This window comes from Microcystis protocystis FBCC-A270, assembly GCF_050500235.1.
Taxonomy (GTDB): domain Bacteria; phylum Cyanobacteriota; class Cyanobacteriia; order Cyanobacteriales; family Microcystaceae; genus Microcystis; species Microcystis ichthyoblabe_A.
Genome location: NZ_CP191407.1, coordinates 1,092,201 through 1,110,189 on the forward strand (window position 1 = coordinate 1,092,201; position 17,989 = coordinate 1,110,189).

The 17,989-nt window shown below is 42.7% G+C and carries 14 protein-coding genes; 7 read left to right on the forward strand and 7 right to left on the reverse strand.

All coding sequences use genetic code 11. The features are described from left to right. Positions 1-341: 341 nt before the first annotated feature. The 3 genes from ACQY1X_RS05335 to cobW form a co-directional block, all read right to left on the reverse strand. Positions 342-1,115: a hypothetical protein gene (locus tag ACQY1X_RS05335; RefSeq protein ID WP_430014124.1), complete on the reverse strand. Its 774-nt coding sequence runs from the start codon at positions 1,113-1,115 to the stop codon at positions 342-344. Between the two features lie 190 nt (positions 1,116-1,305). Further along, on the reverse strand, positions 1,306-3,357 hold the full coding sequence (locus tag ACQY1X_RS05340) for a M3 family metallopeptidase (RefSeq protein WP_430014125.1): 2,052 nt from the start codon (positions 3,355-3,357) through the stop codon (positions 1,306-1,308). Between the two features lie 661 nt (positions 3,358-4,018). Next, positions 4,019-5,053: a cobalamin biosynthesis protein CobW gene (gene cobW / locus ACQY1X_RS05345; protein ID WP_002732696.1), complete on the reverse strand. Its 1,035-nt coding sequence runs from the start codon at positions 5,051-5,053 to the stop codon at positions 4,019-4,021. Between the two features lie 202 nt (positions 5,054-5,255). On the opposite strand from cobW, the gene ACQY1X_RS05350 reads away from it, so the two are divergent. Continuing rightward, the gene (locus tag ACQY1X_RS05350) at positions 5,256-5,444 is read left to right on the forward strand and encodes a hypothetical protein (protein WP_002732804.1); all 189 of its coding nucleotides are present in this window, start codon (positions 5,256-5,258) and stop codon (positions 5,442-5,444) included. A 24-nt stretch (positions 5,445-5,468) separates the two neighbouring features. On the opposite strand, the gene ACQY1X_RS05355 is transcribed toward ACQY1X_RS05350, so the two are convergent. Then, complete coding sequence (locus tag ACQY1X_RS05355; RefSeq protein WP_002731766.1) at positions 5,469-7,298, reverse strand: polysaccharide biosynthesis protein; 1,830 nt, start codon at positions 7,296-7,298, stop codon at positions 5,469-5,471. A 636-nt stretch (positions 7,299-7,934) separates the two neighbouring features. On the opposite strand from ACQY1X_RS05355, the gene crtH reads away from it, so the two are divergent. The 3 genes from crtH (at position 7,935) to ACQY1X_RS05370 (ending at position 11,947) form a co-directional block, all read left to right on the forward strand. Then, the gene (crtH, locus tag ACQY1X_RS05360; protein WP_002734584.1) at positions 7,935-9,446 is read left to right on the forward strand and encodes a carotenoid isomerase; all 1,512 of its coding nucleotides are present in this window, start codon (positions 7,935-7,937) and stop codon (positions 9,444-9,446) included. Between the two features lie 193 nt (positions 9,447-9,639). Next, positions 9,640-11,319 (forward strand): ABC1 kinase family protein, encoded by a 1,680-nt coding sequence (locus ACQY1X_RS05365; RefSeq protein ID WP_430015460.1) that lies wholly within the window; start codon positions 9,640-9,642, stop codon positions 11,317-11,319. 142 nt (positions 11,320-11,461) lie between these two features. After that, positions 11,462-11,947 (forward strand): DsrE family protein, encoded by a 486-nt coding sequence (locus ACQY1X_RS05370; RefSeq protein WP_002777498.1) that lies wholly within the window; start codon positions 11,462-11,464, stop codon positions 11,945-11,947. Positions 11,948-12,043: 96 nt separating this feature from the next. Here the strand turns inward: ACQY1X_RS05370 and ACQY1X_RS05375 are convergent, their stop codons facing one another. Further along, positions 12,044-13,102: a tocopherol cyclase family protein gene (locus tag ACQY1X_RS05375; RefSeq protein WP_430015461.1), complete on the reverse strand. Its 1,059-nt coding sequence runs from the start codon at positions 13,100-13,102 to the stop codon at positions 12,044-12,046. Positions 13,103-13,104: 2 nt separating this feature from the next. Here ACQY1X_RS05375 and ACQY1X_RS05380 point away from each other — a divergent pair, with 2 nt between their 5' ends. Next, the gene (locus ACQY1X_RS05380; RefSeq protein ID WP_430014128.1) at positions 13,105-14,355 is read left to right on the forward strand and encodes an FGGY-family carbohydrate kinase; all 1,251 of its coding nucleotides are present in this window, start codon (positions 13,105-13,107) and stop codon (positions 14,353-14,355) included. Between the two features lie 160 nt (positions 14,356-14,515). On the opposite strand, the gene ACQY1X_RS05385 is transcribed toward ACQY1X_RS05380, so the two are convergent. After that, positions 14,516-15,097, reverse strand: coding sequence for a thioredoxin family protein (locus ACQY1X_RS05385; RefSeq protein ID WP_287230265.1), 582 nt, complete (start codon positions 15,095-15,097; stop codon positions 14,516-14,518). A 146-nt stretch (positions 15,098-15,243) separates the two neighbouring features. Further along, positions 15,244-16,596: a bifunctional UDP-N-acetylglucosamine diphosphorylase/glucosamine-1-phosphate N-acetyltransferase GlmU gene (glmU, locus tag ACQY1X_RS05390; RefSeq protein ID WP_123231147.1), complete on the reverse strand. Its 1,353-nt coding sequence runs from the start codon at positions 16,594-16,596 to the stop codon at positions 15,244-15,246. A gap of 191 nt (positions 16,597-16,787) precedes the next feature. Here glmU and ACQY1X_RS05395 point away from each other — a divergent pair, with 191 nt between their 5' ends. Continuing rightward, a complete protein-coding gene (locus tag ACQY1X_RS05395) occupies positions 16,788-16,955 on the forward strand; it encodes a hypothetical protein (protein ID WP_002801704.1) in 168 nt (55 codons plus the stop codon). A gap of 92 nt (positions 16,956-17,047) precedes the next feature. Continuing rightward, positions 17,048-17,791, forward strand: coding sequence for a DUF561 domain-containing protein (locus ACQY1X_RS05400; RefSeq protein WP_016514650.1), 744 nt, complete (start codon positions 17,048-17,050; stop codon positions 17,789-17,791). Positions 17,792-17,989 lie beyond the last annotated feature (198 nt).

The window sequence follows — 17,989 nt, forward strand, 5'->3', positions numbered from 1 at the left end:
ATTGCCCCTAGAGGATTTTTGCCAAGTTGAAAACTCTTTGTTTATTAAAACTATTTCTTCTCACTTTCAGGGAGCGATCAAGAATAAATTTACTTCTCTTAATCCCAGGCCATCAAAAGTAATAAAACTTTAATTAATCAGTTATCTATCGATCGAGCAGTTCTGTTCAGTTCCCTTTATTATAATCAGTTTTTCTCTGAGAATCTAGGGTAATTTGTTAAGAATTAAGATTTAATGTTACAAGGGACGGATAATTCTTAATAAAAATATATAGTAGGGTGTGTTAGCGAAGCGTAACACACCAAAATCTAAGATTTAAATATGATAGCAACCCTTTTTTGTTAATTACCTGGAGGCAAAATATTATGATTGTTGATCATTTCTACCAGCTTATAAACATTGACAGGGAGACTAATTGGCGGATTAATCTTTTGTGCTTTTTCTGGAACTATTTTTGTTAAAAATTCATGTAATTTTTGCCATACATTTTTCTTAGTTTCTCTATCTTCGCCTTCGACTTCATTAATTCTCAACTCAGCCAGAGTAGCCAAAATTTCCTTGCGAAGACCATTATAGCCAACGATGTAAAATTTGTTAAGAGCTTCTAGGACTTCATTTAATTTAATCAGCAGAAATTGTTTAAACTCTTGCGTAATTTTGCTATCTTCAATCATTTGAATTAAACCTAAGATTTCTTCCCTTAACCTGTTCAAATCCTCTTTGCTTAAATATATTTGCTCAACATCTTCTACACAAGAAGGAAGCCAATGTAGAGCGTGCCAGTCAGGAGAGTTTAATGGATATGCTGAATGACTTAACCACTTTATTTGAAGTTGTGAAAATACACTAATTAATTCATCACTAATTTCTTTCATAAGTCTTTTATAGGAAGACTGTTTGTTTGAAGAAAAATATTGTAGTTGATCTTCTATGTGATAAATAAGCTGTAGTAATTGAATCAACCCTTTCTGAACAGAATCAGTGTCATTTTTCACTTCCATTGCTCTTGCTAAAACTGCTTGAACTGATTCGTCAGTTTCGTCTTGAGAACATCTTTGTAGGATAATTAATAAACGTTCGGCTGGATTATGAATCGGTAGAGTAGATGATTCCATAAATTTTATCAAAGGCTAGATTGGTAATGTATAGAACAATAGTATTGTAACTTATCATTTCTATTTTTACAGCAAGTTTGAGAGCCTATTTATGAAAGTAGGGTGCGTTAGACAATCCCTTGTTTTTAGGGAAAAAATCAAGAGCTAAATATTACCGTAACGCACCACAAAGAAAAGTGTTTGACTACTTTTATAAGCCGCTATGACGGAGGAGAGGCTCGGTACTAGGTTCACGACCGCGGAAAGCTTTAAAAACATTCATAGGATGGGAACTTCCCCCCATAGCTAAGACAGTGTCGCGAAAACGACGACCGATCGCTTTCACTGCTTCTTCGTTATCTAATCCTACTTCCTCGAAAGCGGCAAAAGCATCGGCACTGAGGACTTCTGCCCATTTATAACTATAGTAACCCGCCGCATAACCGCCAGCGAAAATATGTCCAAAAGAACACAAGAAAGCATCTTCCGGTAGGGGAGGAATGATCGTCGTCGTTGCCGCTAAACGCTGTCTGACTTGTTTAGGAGTTTCGCTGCCATTGGGTTGATAGCGATGGTGTAATTCCAAATCTACTAAAGACAAATGTAACTGACGCAGCATAGCCGAACCGCTCATATAATTCTTAGCTAGGAGCAGTTTTTGATAGTAATGTTCGGGGAGAGTTTCACCGGTTTGGTAGTGTTTGGCCATACTCATTAAAGTAGGGCGATCATAACACCAATTTTCCATAAATTGACTGGGCAATTCCACTGCGTCCCACTCAACGTTATTAATACCCGCCGCGCCAGAATAGTCCACAGTGGTTAACATATGCTGTAAACCGTGGCCAAATTCGTGAAATAGGGTAGTTACCTCCTCAAAGGTCATTAAACTGGGGTTTCCGTCCACTGGAGGGGTTTGATTGCAGATTAAATAAGCCACAGGTAAACGCACCTCGGTGCCGGTTTTGGCCCGACCGATACAGACATCCATCCAAGCACCGCCGCGTTTTTCGGCGGGACGACTGTAGGCATCGAGGTAGAAATAGGCGATTTTTTCGCCCTTTTCGTCGTTAATCTGGAAATAACGCACATCGGGATGCCAGATAGGTGCTTTACCGTCGGCAGCGATAATTTCTACCCCAAAAATCCGTTTAGCGAGGCTAAATATGCCTTCTAAAACCCGTGGTAGGGGGAAATAGGGGCGTAATTCCTCGGCACTAAAGTTAAACTTGGCCTGACGCTGTTTTTCTGACCAATAGGCTATATCCCAATTCTTGAGATCGTCGGTTCCCGCAAAAGTTTTTAAGGCCTCTAAATCCTGTTTTGCCGCTTCATAGCTTACTTGGCGCAAATTGTCAAGCAATTTCTCGATTTCATCCACAGAATTGGCCATTTTCCGGGCAAGACTGACCTCGGCGTAGGTACTATAACCTAGAAGATGGGCCTGTTCCTGACGAAGTTGCAAAATGCGATCGATTAAGGGATTATTATCCAATTCTCCCAGATCAGCCCGACTAACGTAGGCTTTATAGAGTTTTTCGCGCAATTCCCGATTATCGCTGTACTTCATAAAGGGGAAATAACTGGGAAAATCGAGGGTAATCACCCAGGGGCCAGTTTCGTTGCTGGCGTTAGTTTCTCCTTGGGTGCGGGCGGTTTGGGCGGCTAAACTGAGGAGACTAGGGGGTAAACCGGCGATATCTTCTGGGGTTGTTAGTTTTAGTTGAAAAGCTTTGGTGGCATCGAGGAGGTTATTAGAAAATTTCGTGGTGATTTCCGCTAATTCCAGTTGAATCGCGTTAAATCTGTCTTTTTTCTCCCCTACCAATCCCACCCCAGCCAATTGGGCATCCCGCAGGGAAGCTTCGACAATGCGCTGTTGTGCCTCGTCTAATTGCCCCCAGCTTTCCCCTTGGCGCAGGGACAAAAATGCTTCATAAATGGGTTTACTTTGGCTTAAACGGCTAATAAACTCGACTACCTGTGGTTGTACGGTTTCGTAAGCTTGACGCAATTCTGGGCTATTTTTTACCCCCATCAGATGACCGATAATCCCCCAACTCCAGCTTAAACGTTCTTCAATCCGGGTGAGGGGTTCGACTAATTTTTCCCAGGTGGGGGTAATCTGCGCTTCTAGTTCGGTTAATTCTCTGGCCAGTTCCTGCAAAAGTTGCGTCATGCCAGGGACAATCAGGCCGGGTTGGATTTGGTCAAAGGCCGGTAATCCTTGACCGGCAAGCAGCGGGTTACTGGTATTCGTCATAATTTTTGGTCTGGAAGGGTGGGTAATCTGTATCTTTTACTACCCTAACCCAAATCCCCGACCATCTATCCGGGCGATCGAACGCCGGAGCTTTTTCAGTGGGGTGTAGGGTGTGGGGTGTGGGGTGTGGGGTGTGGGGTGTGGGGTGTGGGGAAAGAAACCTCTTTCATCTGTGGGGGTGAAAATTTTTTCATTGGGACTGCCTCTGTTGATCAAAGATAAGCAAAAATTATTTATTGACTGCAAAAACTTGAGAATATTTAAATTAACATTCCGCAATATTTACAAATTCTTAAGAATTAATTGAGAAGGATTTTTATTTAACAACGATGTTACAAGGGTTACAGCGATTTGATAGAATTTCACAATGGGTTATTTTGTGCTTTTTTGGGCAGCAATGGTTGAAACCCTTGCCACACCTAGAAGGTGATCCTAATTAAGACGGTCAAATCAGTCAATTTCACCCATAACGATGATCTTTTTTTTGTGTAGTTTTATTGCAAAAAAAAAGTTTTTTTGACAAAAAGCACAAAGTATGATACTACCCAACGTATTTCTGGCTGCGAGTAATTATTGTAGAGGGGGAGAAAGGAGAAGGGAGAGGGGAGAATAAATAAAAATAATCTCCCTACCCCACACCCTGTCCCTAGGAAAAACTTCTTCAGCAAACCCTAGTTAAGGCCTGCTCGATTCTCTGACTATCGAGGGAGCGGCCGATAAAGACCAAGCGAGTTTGCCGCGTTTCCGTGGATTGCCAGGGTCGATCAAAGAAAGAATCAAAGCGATCGCCGACTCCCTGTAACACCATACGCATCGGTTTGTTGGCCACGTTAACAAATCCCTTGACCCGATAGATTTCTTCTCGGGCCACCAATTCCTTGATCCGTTGGGTCAAAATTCGGGCATCTACGGGAGAATCGAGGCAAAACTGCACAGAATTGATATCCTCATCGTGATCGTGTTCTTCCTCGTGATCATGATGACTAGGACGACTAGCTAAATTATCCTCGACGGCGGCATTAAATCCCAATAGCACATCGGGGCTAATTTGTCCATCGGCACAAGTAACTATTTTTACCGTCGATCGCAGTTGTGTTTTCAGCCAATTAATAATTTTTTCTAATTCAATTTCGCTGATGAGATCGGTTTTAGTTAGGAGTACCAGGTCAGCGCAGGCTAACTGATCCTCAAATAACTCCTCAATAGGCGTTTCGTGTTCTAAATTGGGGTCTGCTTGCCTTTGTGCCGTTAAAGCATCTAAATCCGCCACCAGACGACCCCTAGCGATAGCAAAACCATCCACCACGGTGATTACTCCGTCCACCGTCGCACCGTTGCGGATTTCCGGCCAGCGAAAAGCTTGAACCAGAGGTTTAGGTAAAGCTAATCCGGAAGTTTCGATCAGCATACAATCCAACTGTTGCCGTCGCTCCAGCAATTTCTGCATGGTGGGGAGAAATTCTTCCTGTACTGTGCAGCACAGACAACCGTTGGTCAATTCCACAATATTATCGTTGGGGTTGTCGTCGCAGGTCTGACAACTTTTCAACAAATCACCATCAATTCCCACTTCTCCGAATTCATTGACCATAACGGCCACCCGTCGGCCTTGATTATTTTGCAGTAGATGACGGATGAGGGTAGTTTTTCCCGCACCCAGAAAACCCGTGATCACAGTAACTGGAATTTTATGCATAGATAGGGCGATCGATCATGTTTCTAGATCAATGTATCAGACTCTCGGTCTAGGGTTGAGGGTTTCAGCACTAATTCTTTAGGATTGCCCCACCAATTGCCGGACTGTCACAAACTGGCTGAAATTTTCCTAGTTAGTCGTTATTCTGTTAGAAGTTTCAGCCGGCTAAATAATCGCTGAAGAACTTTTGTGGGAGTGGATCATGTTACAACGTCTTTTTTTAGCCTTTACCCTCGCTTTTCCTCTTTATTTAAGCATTGCTATTCAACAAACTTCTCCTCTAGCTGATAGAATAAATCGCCCTTCTTCTCGCGGAATCAATAAAATTGAGCAGACGGTAAAAGCTATCCAAAAGCAATTAAAACAAGAGCATTCGGTTCAATTAGATTAAGAGGAGAGATAAAACTCCTCTTTTTCACTTTTGATTTGACAAATTACTTGCCATTTGCTGCGGGGGTTGGTATTCGGGAACTAAATCTTGTAGGGACTTAACTAGGCCCTGACGGTCATTAACTTGAATAGAATTAAGCAGTTGTTCTAATTTGATTTGCAATTCCTCCCAAGCAAGAAAGTGTTCATGAGCGCAAAAAATCTTTGGGTGAGAGGTGGGACGAGCTTTATCGGTATCGATTAATAATTCTTCGTAGAGTTTTTCCCCCGGTCTTAATCCCGTGATTTCAATATCGATATCTTGCCCTAATTCCAAGCCACTTAAACGAATCATCTGTAGGGCCAAATCGTAAATTCTTACCGGTTCACCCATATCTAACAGGAATACCTCACCCCCCTTAGCCATGGCTCCCGCTTGTATAACCAAACGCACCGCCTCTGGAATAGACATAAAATAGCGAATAATATCGCGATGGGTGAGGGTAATATTCTTACGTTGGGCGATTTGTTCCCGGAAACGCGGCACCACGGAACCGCTACTATCGAGAACATTGCCAAAGCGGACGATCGCGCAACAGGTGGAACTGTCGGGTAAAGCGGCCAAAGCTTGCACGACTAACTCAGCACAGCGTTTGCTGGCCCCCATAATGTTAGTTGGTCTGACGGCCTTATCGGTGGAAATAAGAACTAAATTACTAACTGAATTCTCGATCGCGGTCTGAGCGACATTTAAACTGCCCCAAACATTAGTGTAAACCCCCTGACTAGGATTGGCTTCCACAAGGGGAACGTGCTTATAGGCGGCCGTGTGATAAATTGTCTCAATCTGGTGTTGTTGGATGACTCGGTCTAGATGATTGCGGTCGAGAACATTGCCTAGATAGGCATACTTGCGTAAATCGCTATAATTTTCGCTTAAATCAAGATCGATTTTGTAGAGAGAAAACTCGTTTAATTCGTAGATTACCAGGCATTTTGGGTTGAGGAAGGCGATTTGTCGGCATAATTCCGAACCGATGGAACCACCACCCCCGGTGACTAACACCGCTTTACCGGTGACATTTTTTCCCAAAAGTTCGGGATGAGGTAGAATTTCTTCCCGTCCTAATAATTCCGAGACATCGACACTGCGAATCTGATTGATGGTCGTTTCTCCCGATAAAATTTTTGAGAGGGGAGGAACGGTTTTAATGTCGATGGGTAAAGTTTCTAGACTTTCGATGATTTGCCGCTTTCTGGCCTTGGCTACATTAGGAATAGCGAGAATAACCCAGTCAAAGGCTGTTTTTTGGTGCAGTAGTGCCAATTGAGAGGGGGGATAAACCCTAAAGCCTTGGATCACTCGGTGCTGCAAATCGGGATTATCATCAACAAAGGCCAATAAACGATAGTGGGGGTCATTTTGTAGGGAACGTGCCAATTGACGACCCACAACCCCCGCACCATAGATAACAATTGTCGGTTCTCTATCCACACTACTGACGTAAATATTCAGACGGTGAAAGACAGAACGAATCAACAATCTCACCCCGATAACCAATACTAGGGTTAACAATGCGTCGATAATCAGGACTGAACGCGGCAAAAAGGCATCCCCTTGAAAGTAGGCCAGAATGATTAAAAACCCTGAACTATAGAGAACCGCTTGCAGTACGGAGGAAAGAAACTCTAATCCTGTATAACGTACTACGGGACGGTAAATACCTTTGAGATAGAAAACTAGAGTTTTAATGGCAATTAAGCCCAATATTGGCTCTAAAAAAGGTCTAATTTCCCGATATTCGAGGCTCAGATTCAACCTGAGAGAGAAGGCCAGATAGATGGTTAGACAAAAAACAAGGCAGTCGGTGATCATTAAAAGAGATCGCTTCGATGACCTAGATAGGTAATTAGCCAATTTAAGGATTTTGTTCGCCAGTTTTCTATACATTATCCAATTGATTAATTAATCTTAAGGTAAATTACTTGGCTCCTCTCGACTTTGTCTGGTAATCAGTGCTTATTATTCGGACGAGTCTTGCTAGGCAAGGCTTTGAAGAATATATTTACGGAAAACTACCCCTATTCTTCTCTCTTCCATACACAAACGAGAAGAGCCAATATTTTTTATAACAGTAGCACTGTCCGTCTTTCCGCAACATAATATCACCTAAATCCAATTATGTCAAGCGGCGGGATTTGTCAAGACTTTGGCTCTCTTAGGTTTGGTGGGCAAAATATATTCTAAGATACAGTCCTGCTGGCGAGGGAGTGGAGGGAACCACTCCAGACACAGAGGACACAAAGATTGATCACTTCTAGAGTAAGTTAAACTGGTCGCAACGCGCTCGCTACGCGAGATCACACAAAGAATAAGAGAGCCGGACTTTTTTCCTTTTAGCAACTTTTCATCGCTCCCCAAAAATTTTTTGCTCCCCCAAACTAGCCGATAGATGACCGCTAGTCAAGGGTTACAATCAAGAATTGATGCAAAAATTTATCGAGTCAAGTTATGAGTAATCAGTACGATGCGATCGTGATTGGGTCGGGAATCGGGGGATTGGTGACAGCGACGCAATTAGCGGCAAAAGGAGCAAAAGTCTTGGTTTTAGAGAGTTATCTGATTCCGGGGGGCAGCGCGGGTTATTTTGAACGAGAGGGTTATCGTTTTGATGTGGGTGCTTCGATGATTTTTGGTTTTGGCAAAAAGGGGACGACTAACCTCTTAACCAAAGCTTTGGCAGCGGTGGATATGAGTATCGAAACCATTGCCGATCCCGTCCAGATCCATTATCATCTCCCGGACGGATTAGACTTAAAAGTTCATCGCGACTACGAACAATTTTTACAGGAATTAATTAGCCATTTTCCCGCAGAAAAAACCGGTATCCGGCGCTTTTACGATGAATGCTGGCAGGTGTTTAATTGCCTCAATAGTATGGATTTACTATCATTGGAAGAACCCCGCTATCTGACTAGGGTTTTTTTCCAGCATCCTTTATCCTGTTTGGGATTGGTCAAGTATTTACCCCAAAATGCGGGAGATGTGGCCAGAAAATATATTAAAGACCCGAAATTATTGAAATTTATCGATATGGAATGTTATTGTTGGTCGGTAGTACCCGCCGATCGCACTCCGATGATTAATGCGGGAATGGTCTTTAGCGATCGCCATTACGGGGGAATTAACTATCCCCGGGGGGGAGTGGGACAGATTGCTCTCAAGTTAGTCGCGGGATTGGAAAAAGCTGGTGGTGAAATCCAGTATCAAGCGAGAGTGAATAAGATTATTTTAGATGCAGGACGGGCGATCGGGGTAAGATTGACCAATGGTAAAGAATATTACGCGAAAAAGATTGTTTCTAATGCCACCCGTTGGGATACCTTCGAGAAACTACTCCCCCCGGAATCTCTCCCGGGTAGCGAAAAAAAATGGCAAAAACGCTATCAAAAATCCCCCAGTTTCCTGAGTTTGCATCTGGGAGTTAAGGCCGATGTATTACCATCAGGAAGCGAATGTCACCATATTTTACTAGAAGATTGGGAAAATATGGAAGCAGAACAGGGAACTATCTTTGTTTCTATTCCTACCTTACTCGATCCCTCCCTAGCACCTCCAGACCATCATATCATTCATACTTTCACCCCTAGCTGGATTGATCAATGGCAAAAACTGCCCCCCCAAGAATATCAACAGAAAAAAGAGGCCGCTGCTCATCGTCTCATCGAGCGCCTGAAAAAACTCTTTCCCAAACTAGATACAGGATTAGATTATATCGAAATTGGCACGGCCCGCACCCATCGCCGCTTTTTGAATAGAATCGATGGCAGTTATGGCCCAATACCGCGAAGAAAACTGTTAGGTTTATTAGGAATGCCCTTTAATCGCACAGCTATTCCTAATCTTTATTGTGTGGGAGATAGTACCTTCCCCGGTCAAGGATTAAACGCGGTGGCCTTTTCTGGTTTTGCTTGCAGTCATCTTCTATCGGTAGATCTGGGTTTACCCCGTCCCAGAGATTAAAAACTGAAAATCCGGATTTTTACCGGCGAATTCGGAAACGGGAAGGTAACACTTGACAGCATTTCTCAGATAGATGAAGCACATTTTTGCGACTGGAATCCTTGCTTCGGCAAGGTTTAATTTATACTTCACCTTGACGAGAAACGCTGTAGATCGGTTTTGCTGATAACTGATAACTGATAACTGATAACTGATGCTTACTCCCTTTGATTCCTCGAAGTCTTTACATTGGCAGCAAAGCTTGCGATCACCGATTGTTCGTCAATTGGAGATATTTAGCTTTACAACGCAGTTTTTGACTTTTTTGCTCTGGGATCGTCTAACGGGGGCTAATAGGGGCAAAAAACGGCAAAGGAGAGCGAAATGGTTAGTTGATCGCCTCATGAATTTGGGACCAACTTTTATTAAAATTGGACAATCTTTATCGACGCGAGCAGATTTAATTCCGCTCGAATATATCGAACAATTAACCCAATTACAGGATCGAGTTCCCGAATTTAATAGTCAAGAAGCGATCCGAGTTATTGAAACAGAATTAGGACAACCCCTAGATAATTTATTTGCAAGTTTTACCGTGTCTCCCCTCGCTTGTGCCAGTTTAGGACAAGTACATCGAGCGCGGTTATTAAGTGGGGAAGAAGTCGTTATTAAGGTACAAAGACCGAATCTAGAAGGACTATTTAATCTCGATTTTGAATTGTTGCATCGTCTCACCCGTTGGTTAAATATTTTACCCGTGGTGAAAAAATATAATTTAGAAGCTATATATCAAGAATTCTTTGAACTACTCTTTCAAGAAATCGATTATATTCATGAGGGCAAAAATGCTGATCGCTTTCGGGAAAATTTTAAGAATTATCCTCAAGTAAAAGTCCCTTTAGTTTACTGGCAATATACCACCCGCAAGGTATTAACTTTGGAGTATGTACCCGGGATTAAAGTCGATGATCGAGAGACTTTACTAGCTAATGGTATTAACGTAGATGGGATTATTCAACTGGGGATTTGTTCCTATCTCAAACAACTATTACAGGATGGTTTTTTCCAATCGGATCCCCATCCGGGTAATATGGCAGTTAGTCAGGAAGGGGAGTTAATTTTCTACGATTTTGGCACAATGTTCGAGTTAAAGTCCGTCGCTAAAGATCAAATGATCGAAACCTTTTTCGCTGTCTTGAGAAAGGATACGGAAACAGTCTTAAAAACTCTGGTGTATATGGGTTTAATTGAACCCGTTAGAGATCTGCAGCCCGTGCGAAATATCGTCCAGTTTCTCTTAGATGAATTTCGCGATAAACCGGTAGATGTGAGGGTCTTTGAACAAATTAGCGATCAAGTGTATTTAATGTTTAAACAGCAACCTTTTCGCTTACCTCCCCAAATGACTTTTATTATTAAATCTGTCACCACTTTGGATGGGATTGCCCGCTCTTTAGATCCTCAGTATAATTTATTAGCAGCTAGTCAACCTTTTGTGAAAAGTCTAGCGGTATCAGGAGGAACTACCAACACCATGCTTACCCTAGCTAATCAAGCTCGCACTTTTCTTAAACAACAATGGCAAAAAGGTAATAAAAACGAAAGAATGATCCGTCAATTAGAGGAAAAAATCGAGCGAGGAAATTTAGTTTTTCAAGTTAAGTCACGCGAAAATGAGCGACTTCTGAAAAGAATTTATCTGGGAATTAAAGTATTAATCAATGTCTGTCTATTGGGATTTAGCATTATCTCAGCCATATTTTTATTAGACACCAACTATAGCAAACTAGCTATTATTCCCTTCAGTTTAGCGGGGTTATTTGGTTTATTTTTTTTGCGTTCTTCCCTAGCTTTATTGATTCAGGAAAGATTAGATAAAATGTTAGATAAGTAAATAATTATCATTTTTATTAGTAGATGGTTTTTGTTATCCGCAACAAAAATTAAAGTTTGACAGGCTGTCTGTTGACAAGATTTTCCAGAAGTTATCATAATGAAAATGTTTTCATTGCACCCAGCAGCAAGAGGACAAGAAAATGTTATTAAAATCTTTAGCCCTTGGTTCCCTTGTCGGATTATCCTTAGTTACATCTATCCCAGTCTTGGCTAATCCTTCCCTTTCTCCAGTACAAACTAACGAAGCAATAATCGCTGTCGGTCAACAAAAATCCGATTTATTTGTTAATTTAACCACCGATGATCCTTGGCGAGCTGCAATGGCCATTGGTGTCGCCACCAATATGCTGAAAAAAGGTCACTCAACCACCATTTTTTTGAATATTACAGGGGTACACCTGGCAGCGACGACCATTCCTCAACACACTAACGGTATCACCGGTAAAACCCTGCAAGCAATGTTAGTAGATTTCATCAGTCAAGGGGGAAAAGTCTTAATTTGTCCCTCCTGTATGAAACAAGCAGCCATAAAACCCGAAGATCTAATTGCCGGTGTGGTGACAAGTTCCCCCGATTCCCTAGAAGCAAATTTATTTAAGGAAACGGTTAAAGTAATTAGCTGGTAATCGAGCATTTTCTAGAGAATATCGAGGCTGCCTCTCAATGTTGTCTGAGATGCAGCCAGATAACTGGATATTCTCCCCTCGTAATGGTGATTTAAATCACTGTTTAATCCAAGCTGATGGCCAAATACCGCCAATTTCGAGACCAGCTAGACGACTAGAGGCATTTATAAGGGTTTTACCACGACTATCAGCCAATTTTATCGATAATTTACCTTTGAGTGTATCTTGACAAGCAAAACAGAGACCTTTTTCCGTGGGTACACGCACGCGATCGGGAGGATGGTCACTGATCCCGATTAAGACAATGGTATAATTCTCGTTGGTTGCCCTCATTTCCCAGTATCCCCAGGGTTGCACTGTCCAAGTTAGTTGAGAATTCCAGATATCAAACTTATAAAAGCGATTTTGCCAGTGAATACCGATAATTCCCACCGATTCCGTCCAGTTAAGAACTTTCCGGGTAGAACCCACTGCGGTTAAGGTTAAATCGGGATTTTCAGGGAAAGCATTACAATTAATCCAAAACCACTTTTCGGGGAAAGAATAACCCCAATTTTTCTCGCTATAAAAAGGTACATTCTCAAATTGATAATTTTTTCCCCGATGGGTAATCATTCCCGTTGCTAAACCATGAGCAGTTAAAATCTGCCAACCCGGGTCAAAAATCGGTAAATAAGATAATATTCCTGCTGTTGCTTGGGGTGGACGCTTGTTATCTCCCCAAGTGTACCTAGTTTCAATGCGATAATCCCATTGACAGATTTCTCCAGTGACGGGATCATAAATTCGTCCTTGCTGCTGGTTTGCCGTTGCTTGATAACCTTCTCGAATAGACTCAAAAAAATCTGACGAAGAAAGCAGACGGGGACGGATTTTTAAGTTAGTTTTTCCCCAATGGATAATGGCTAATTCCTGACGACTTGCCCAAAATTTATCCGTATCGGGAAAAGTGCGACAAAGATAATTAGATTCTATGGCTAAAATTTGTACTGCTCCGCCGCTATTGACTTGACCGCCCCTTGGGTCTTGAATAGAATACATAAAGGCGAATCCATCGGCTAATTGCGGAATCATGACTCGGAAGTACCAACCTTCAAAGAATCGGGAAGTGATACCATCCCAATGGTAGCCAGAATGAGGGGGTTGTGAAGACATCTATGGGTTTATCTTTAGGTATTGATTTTGGCACATCGGGAGCGCGAGCGATTGCTATTGATTCTAGCAAAAATATCGTCGCTGAGGTTCATTATCCTTTCACTAATGCCAATTTTCAGGATTGGCAAAAGGCCCTATTTTATTTATTGGATAATCTAGGGGATTCGGTGCGTTCAGAACTTAAATCGATCGCAATTAATGGTACTTCCTCGACGGTGTTATTATGTGATAATTGGGGTAATCCTCTTTCTGAGGCCATATTATACAATGACGGGCGAGGAATTGGGTTTTTAGAAGCAATTAAAGGCATTGCACCCCCTCACCATCCCGTGATTATTGCTACCTCCAGTTTAGCTAAATTACTTTGGTGGAGTGAACAAGAAATTTTTTCGCAAGCGCGTTATTTTCTCTCGCAAGCGGATTGGTTAGCATTTCTCCTGCACGGTAAACTGGGAATTAGTGATTATCACAATGCCTTAAAGTTAGGTTATGATCTCGAAAATCTCTGTTATCCCGATTGGTTAGAGAATTTACCGATGTTTAATTTATTACCGCAAATTTTTGCCCCGGGTACAGCGATCGATACTATTAAACCAGATTTAGTGACTCGTTTTGCTATCCCGAAAGATTGTTTAATTTATACGGGAACCACCGACAGCATAGCGGCATTTTTAGCCAGTGGTGCTAATTCTTTAGGGGATGCAGTGACATCTTTAGGTTCAACTTTAGTCTTAAAATTATTAAGTAGCCAGAAAGTTGATGATAGTAACTATGGCATCTATAGTCATCGTTTAGGAAATTTGTGGTTAACCGGTGGGGCATCTAATACGGGGGGAGCAGTGTTAAAGAAGTTTTTTTCTCATGAAGAATTGAGAAATTATAGTTTAGCAATAGATGGACAAAAAGAAAGTAATTTAGATTATTATCCTCTACTAAAAGCGGGCGAGCGCTTTCCCATTAATGATCCTTTTTTACCTGCAAAACTGACTCCTCGCCCCGATAATCCTCTAGAATTTTTGCATGGTTTACTAGAAAGTATTGCCCGCATTGAAGCTTTAGGTTATCAGCGTTTACAGGAATTGGGGGCCAATAAATTAGAGCGAGTTTATAGTGCCGGTGGTGGGGCAAAAAATCCGACTTGGAGAATAATTCGTCAGCGTCATTTAGGGGTTCCCGTGCTTTTATCTCAACAGGATCAAGCAGCCTATGGTACTGCCTTATTAGCACAGCAATCGGTTACGCTATTGAAATAGTCTCATAAGTAGGATTTGCGGCAAAAAGCTTGTTGGTGGGGTTAGGAGTTAGGAGTCGGTCGTCAGGAGTCAGGAGATAGGAGATTATTTTATTTATTCTCCCCACACCCCACACCCCACTCCCCACTCCCCACACCCTACACCCTACACCCTTCGTTAATTAACCATAATAGGGTGGCTCATTACCCGGTTTCCATTTGATATTACAGCCTAAACTGGGTTTTTGCTCCGTCGGCACCGGTTGACCGGCTAAAACCTTGTCAATAGCGGCCCGGAGATCTTTGCCTGTCACCGGTACACCATTACTAGGACGACTATCATCCAATTGACCGCGATAGACTAGAATGCGCTGACTATCAAAGAGGAAAAAATCGGGAGTACAGGCTGCCGTGTAAGCTTTCGCCACTTCTTGGCTTTCGTCATAGCATAAATTGAATTTAAAGTCAAGGGTTATCGCCATTTTTTTCAAATTTTCCGGCGAATCATCGGGATATTTCTCCACGTCATTAGAACTAATGGCGAGGATGCCCAGATTGGTGTTAGCATAATCGCAACCTAGACGGGTAAGTTCTTCTTGAATGTGTTTAACAAAGGGACAATGTTCACAGAGGAAGATGACTAACAGAGCGGTTTTAGCCGCAAAGCTGTCCAGAGAAATAGTTTCACCCGAAACCACATCGGGTAAGGCAAAACTGGGAGCTTTTGTCCCCAAATCTAACATTGTGGACTCGGTGCGTGCCATAAAGTTTTTACTCTTTTCTATAGGGAGAACTGAGATTTTTATAACATTTCATGCTTCATCACGCAAATTTAACGCCTTAGACACCATCAGTGAACAGTAAACAGTAAACAGTGAACTGATAACTGATAACTGATAACTGCCATAACCTACTGAAACTGATCTGACCAATTTTCGATCACACGCTGACTTTCGCGAGCAATAACTAAAGCGTTATCGGGGACATTTTTAGTGATAGTTGAACCAGCGGCCACGGTGACATTTTTTCCTAATTTTAAAGGGGCCACTAAAACACTATTTGCCCCAGTTTTTGTGCCACTGCCGATCATAGTTTGGTGTTTTTTCACGCCATCGTAATTAGCAGTAATTGTTCCCGCACCAACGTTCACTTTTTCCCCTAAAGTGGCATCTCCCAGATAGGATAAATGGGCAATATTGGTTTTATTGCCGATGTCACTTTTTTTAATTTCAACAAAATTACCGACTCGACAATTAGCCCCAATTTTCGCTTCTCCGCGCAAATGAGCATAGGGACCGATGCGACAACCAGAATCCACCTGACTATCAGAAATAACCGAAAATAAGACCGTTACATCGCTGCCTATCCGACTATTTTCGATTAAACTCCCCGGACCTATACGACAACCGGAAGCGATTATCGTCTCACCGCGCAGATGGGTTTGGGGTTCGATAATCACATCGGGACTGAGGGTGACAGTATCCTCAATGGTGACACTATCGGGGTCAATTATGGTGACTCCAGCGGCCATCCAATCATCTTTGACTCTAGTTTGCAGGATATCATAGGCGGCGGCCAATTGTTTGCGATCGTTAATGCCGCTAATTTCTAAACAATCCTCCACATCCACAGCCATGACGGGATCGAGAAAATTGACCACATCTGTGAGATAGTATTCACCTTGATCGTTATTGGGAGTTAAATTAGGCAGTATCGCCGCTAATTTTGACCAATTAAAGCAGTATATACCCCCATTAACCCGGTGGTTTTGTCGTTGGGCATCGGTACAGTCTCTTTCTTCGACAATCTGCTTAACGAGATTATTGCCATCACAAAAAACTCGACCGTAACCTTTCGGGTTAGGGAGGTTAGCAGTTAAGAGGGTGGCAGCGTTACCATGGTTTTTATGAATCTGGAGAAGATTTTGCAAGGTTTCGGGACGCAACAGGGGAACATCGCCATTTAAGACCAACAAATCCCCCTGAAAGTCCTCTAAATGGGGGATTAACTGCTGAATAGCATGGCCAGTGCCTAACTGTTCCTTTTGTTCAACAAATTCGATATCCGCAAGATGCTGTAGAGTATTTCGCACCTGTTCCCCTTCATAACCGATAATTACCAGTTTTCGCCGGGGATGCAAGGATTCGCTGACATTAAGTACCCGTTCCACTAGCGATCGACTGCCGAGGGGATGTAAAACTTTCGGAAGGCTGGACTTCATTCGGGTTCCCTTACCCGCTGCTAAAATTGCTACCGCTACCATGGTCATGCTTGCCAATATCGTTCGCGACTGAGTATATCGCACTCCGATCCCCTTGGTTGCAAGAATTTTTCCCCTCTTTCATCCTGTGCCAGTTGAGAAACTACCATAAAAAGGTTTTCTTTAAGACATTGTCAAGGTACTATACACAAATTGAAACAATTGAACATAATCAGCACTCTATAGATACCGCTATGACAACTGTACTAACTAAGGAATCCTCCGCCATGAAACAGATTCGCACCACCTACCAAGCTGACCAACAGGTGAAATACCTGCATCTAGAAGCGGAAATCGAGGTACTGCTGCAACAACTGCAAAACCTCAAGCGCAAAAACCAAGAGAATCAAAACCTAAATTAAAGAAAATTTCCCTAAGAATTCTCAAATCCCACCCTCTTACTAGCGAGAAGGTGGGAAAATGTTTTTTGAGAATTCCAGATAGGTGTAGATTAATGATCAATTTTGCCTTACAGCAAGCCTTCGCCCGTCGTCATGCCCTGAAAGTGATTAGTGGGTTAAATAATTTCGATCGCTCGCAGGTTCTCTCAGTAGTTAAAGCCGCTACAGCCGGAGGAGCAACTTTTGTCGATATTGCCGCTAATGCTGACCTAATTGGGTCCGTAAAAGCCTTGACAAATTTACCCGTGTGTGTATCGGCCGTCGAGCCAGAATTGTTGGTGATGGCAGTGGCGGCCGGGGCTGATTTAATTGAGATCGGTAATTTCGATAGTTTTTATGCCCAAGGACGCATTTTTGAGGCGGCGGAAGTTTTAGCCCTAACCCGTCAAACTCGCGACCTACTGCCCGAAATTACCCTGTCTGTGACAGTTCCCCATCTGCTGCCCCTCGATGAACAGGTGAGACTAGCGGAAGCTCTAGTTAGTCAGGGTGCTGACATTATTCAAACCGAAGGCGGCACTAGCAGTCAACCCCGTCACGCCGGTATTTTGGGACTGATTGAAAAAGCTGCCCCGACTTTAGCGGCAGCCCACGCTATTTCCCATGCGGTTAAGGTTCCCGTCCTCTGCGCTTCTGGTTTATCCATTGTCACCGCTCCTATGGCGATCGCTGCTGGAGCGGCCGGTATCGGTGTTGGTTCGGCGATCAATCAATTGGATAATGAAGTGGCCATGGTGGCAGCCGTGCGCGGTTTAGTTGAATCTCTGCAAGCACAACCGGTCCATATTGGCAACTAGAACAATTTTTGTCTAGATACGGCAGAGAAGGGGCCGTTTTCCCTTCTCTTTTTCCCTCTGTCACCAGTTATCAGTTATCAGTTATCAGTTACCAGTTACCAGATGTGAGTTTGCAGTTATCAGATGTGAGTTTGCAGTTCACTGATTACTGATTACTGATTACTGCTCACTGAAAAGCCCCCCACCCCCATCAACTGT

Coding starts and splice junctions, on each gene's coding strand:
- ACQY1X_RS05355 (WP_002731766.1), bottom strand. CDS start 7,298: ATGATCACCGACTGCCTTGTTTTTTGTCTAACCATCTATCTGGCCTTC.
- crtH (WP_002734584.1), top strand. CDS start 7,935: ATGAGTAATCAGTACGATGCGATCGTGATTGGGTCGGGAATCGGGGGA.
- ACQY1X_RS05335 (WP_430014124.1), bottom strand. CDS start 1,115: ATGGAATCATCTACTCTACCGATTCATAATCCAGCCGAACGTTTATTA.
- ACQY1X_RS05400 (WP_016514650.1), top strand. CDS start 17,048: ATGATCAATTTTGCCTTACAGCAAGCCTTCGCCCGTCGTCATGCCCTG.
- ACQY1X_RS05380 (WP_430014128.1), top strand. CDS start 13,105: ATGGGTTTATCTTTAGGTATTGATTTTGGCACATCGGGAGCGCGAGCG.
- cobW (WP_002732696.1), bottom strand. CDS start 5,053: ATGCATAAAATTCCAGTTACTGTGATCACGGGTTTTCTGGGTGCGGGA.
- glmU (WP_123231147.1), bottom strand. CDS start 16,596: ATGGTAGCGGTAGCAATTTTAGCAGCGGGTAAGGGAACCCGAATGAAG.
- ACQY1X_RS05370 (WP_002777498.1), top strand. CDS start 11,462: ATGTTATTAAAATCTTTAGCCCTTGGTTCCCTTGTCGGATTATCCTTA.
- ACQY1X_RS05375 (WP_430015461.1), bottom strand. CDS start 13,102: ATGTCTTCACAACCCCCTCATTCTGGCTACCATTGGGATGGTATCACT.
- ACQY1X_RS05350 (WP_002732804.1), top strand. CDS start 5,256: ATGTTACAACGTCTTTTTTTAGCCTTTACCCTCGCTTTTCCTCTTTAT.
- ACQY1X_RS05365 (WP_430015460.1), top strand. CDS start 9,640: ATGCTTACTCCCTTTGATTCCTCGAAGTCTTTACATTGGCAGCAAAGC.
- ACQY1X_RS05340 (WP_430014125.1), bottom strand. CDS start 3,357: ATGACGAATACCAGTAACCCGCTGCTTGCCGGTCAAGGATTACCGGCC.
- ACQY1X_RS05385 (WP_287230265.1), bottom strand. CDS start 15,097: ATGGCACGCACCGAGTCCACAATGTTAGATTTGGGGACAAAAGCTCCC.
- ACQY1X_RS05395 (WP_002801704.1), top strand. CDS start 16,788: ATGACAACTGTACTAACTAAGGAATCCTCCGCCATGAAACAGATTCGC.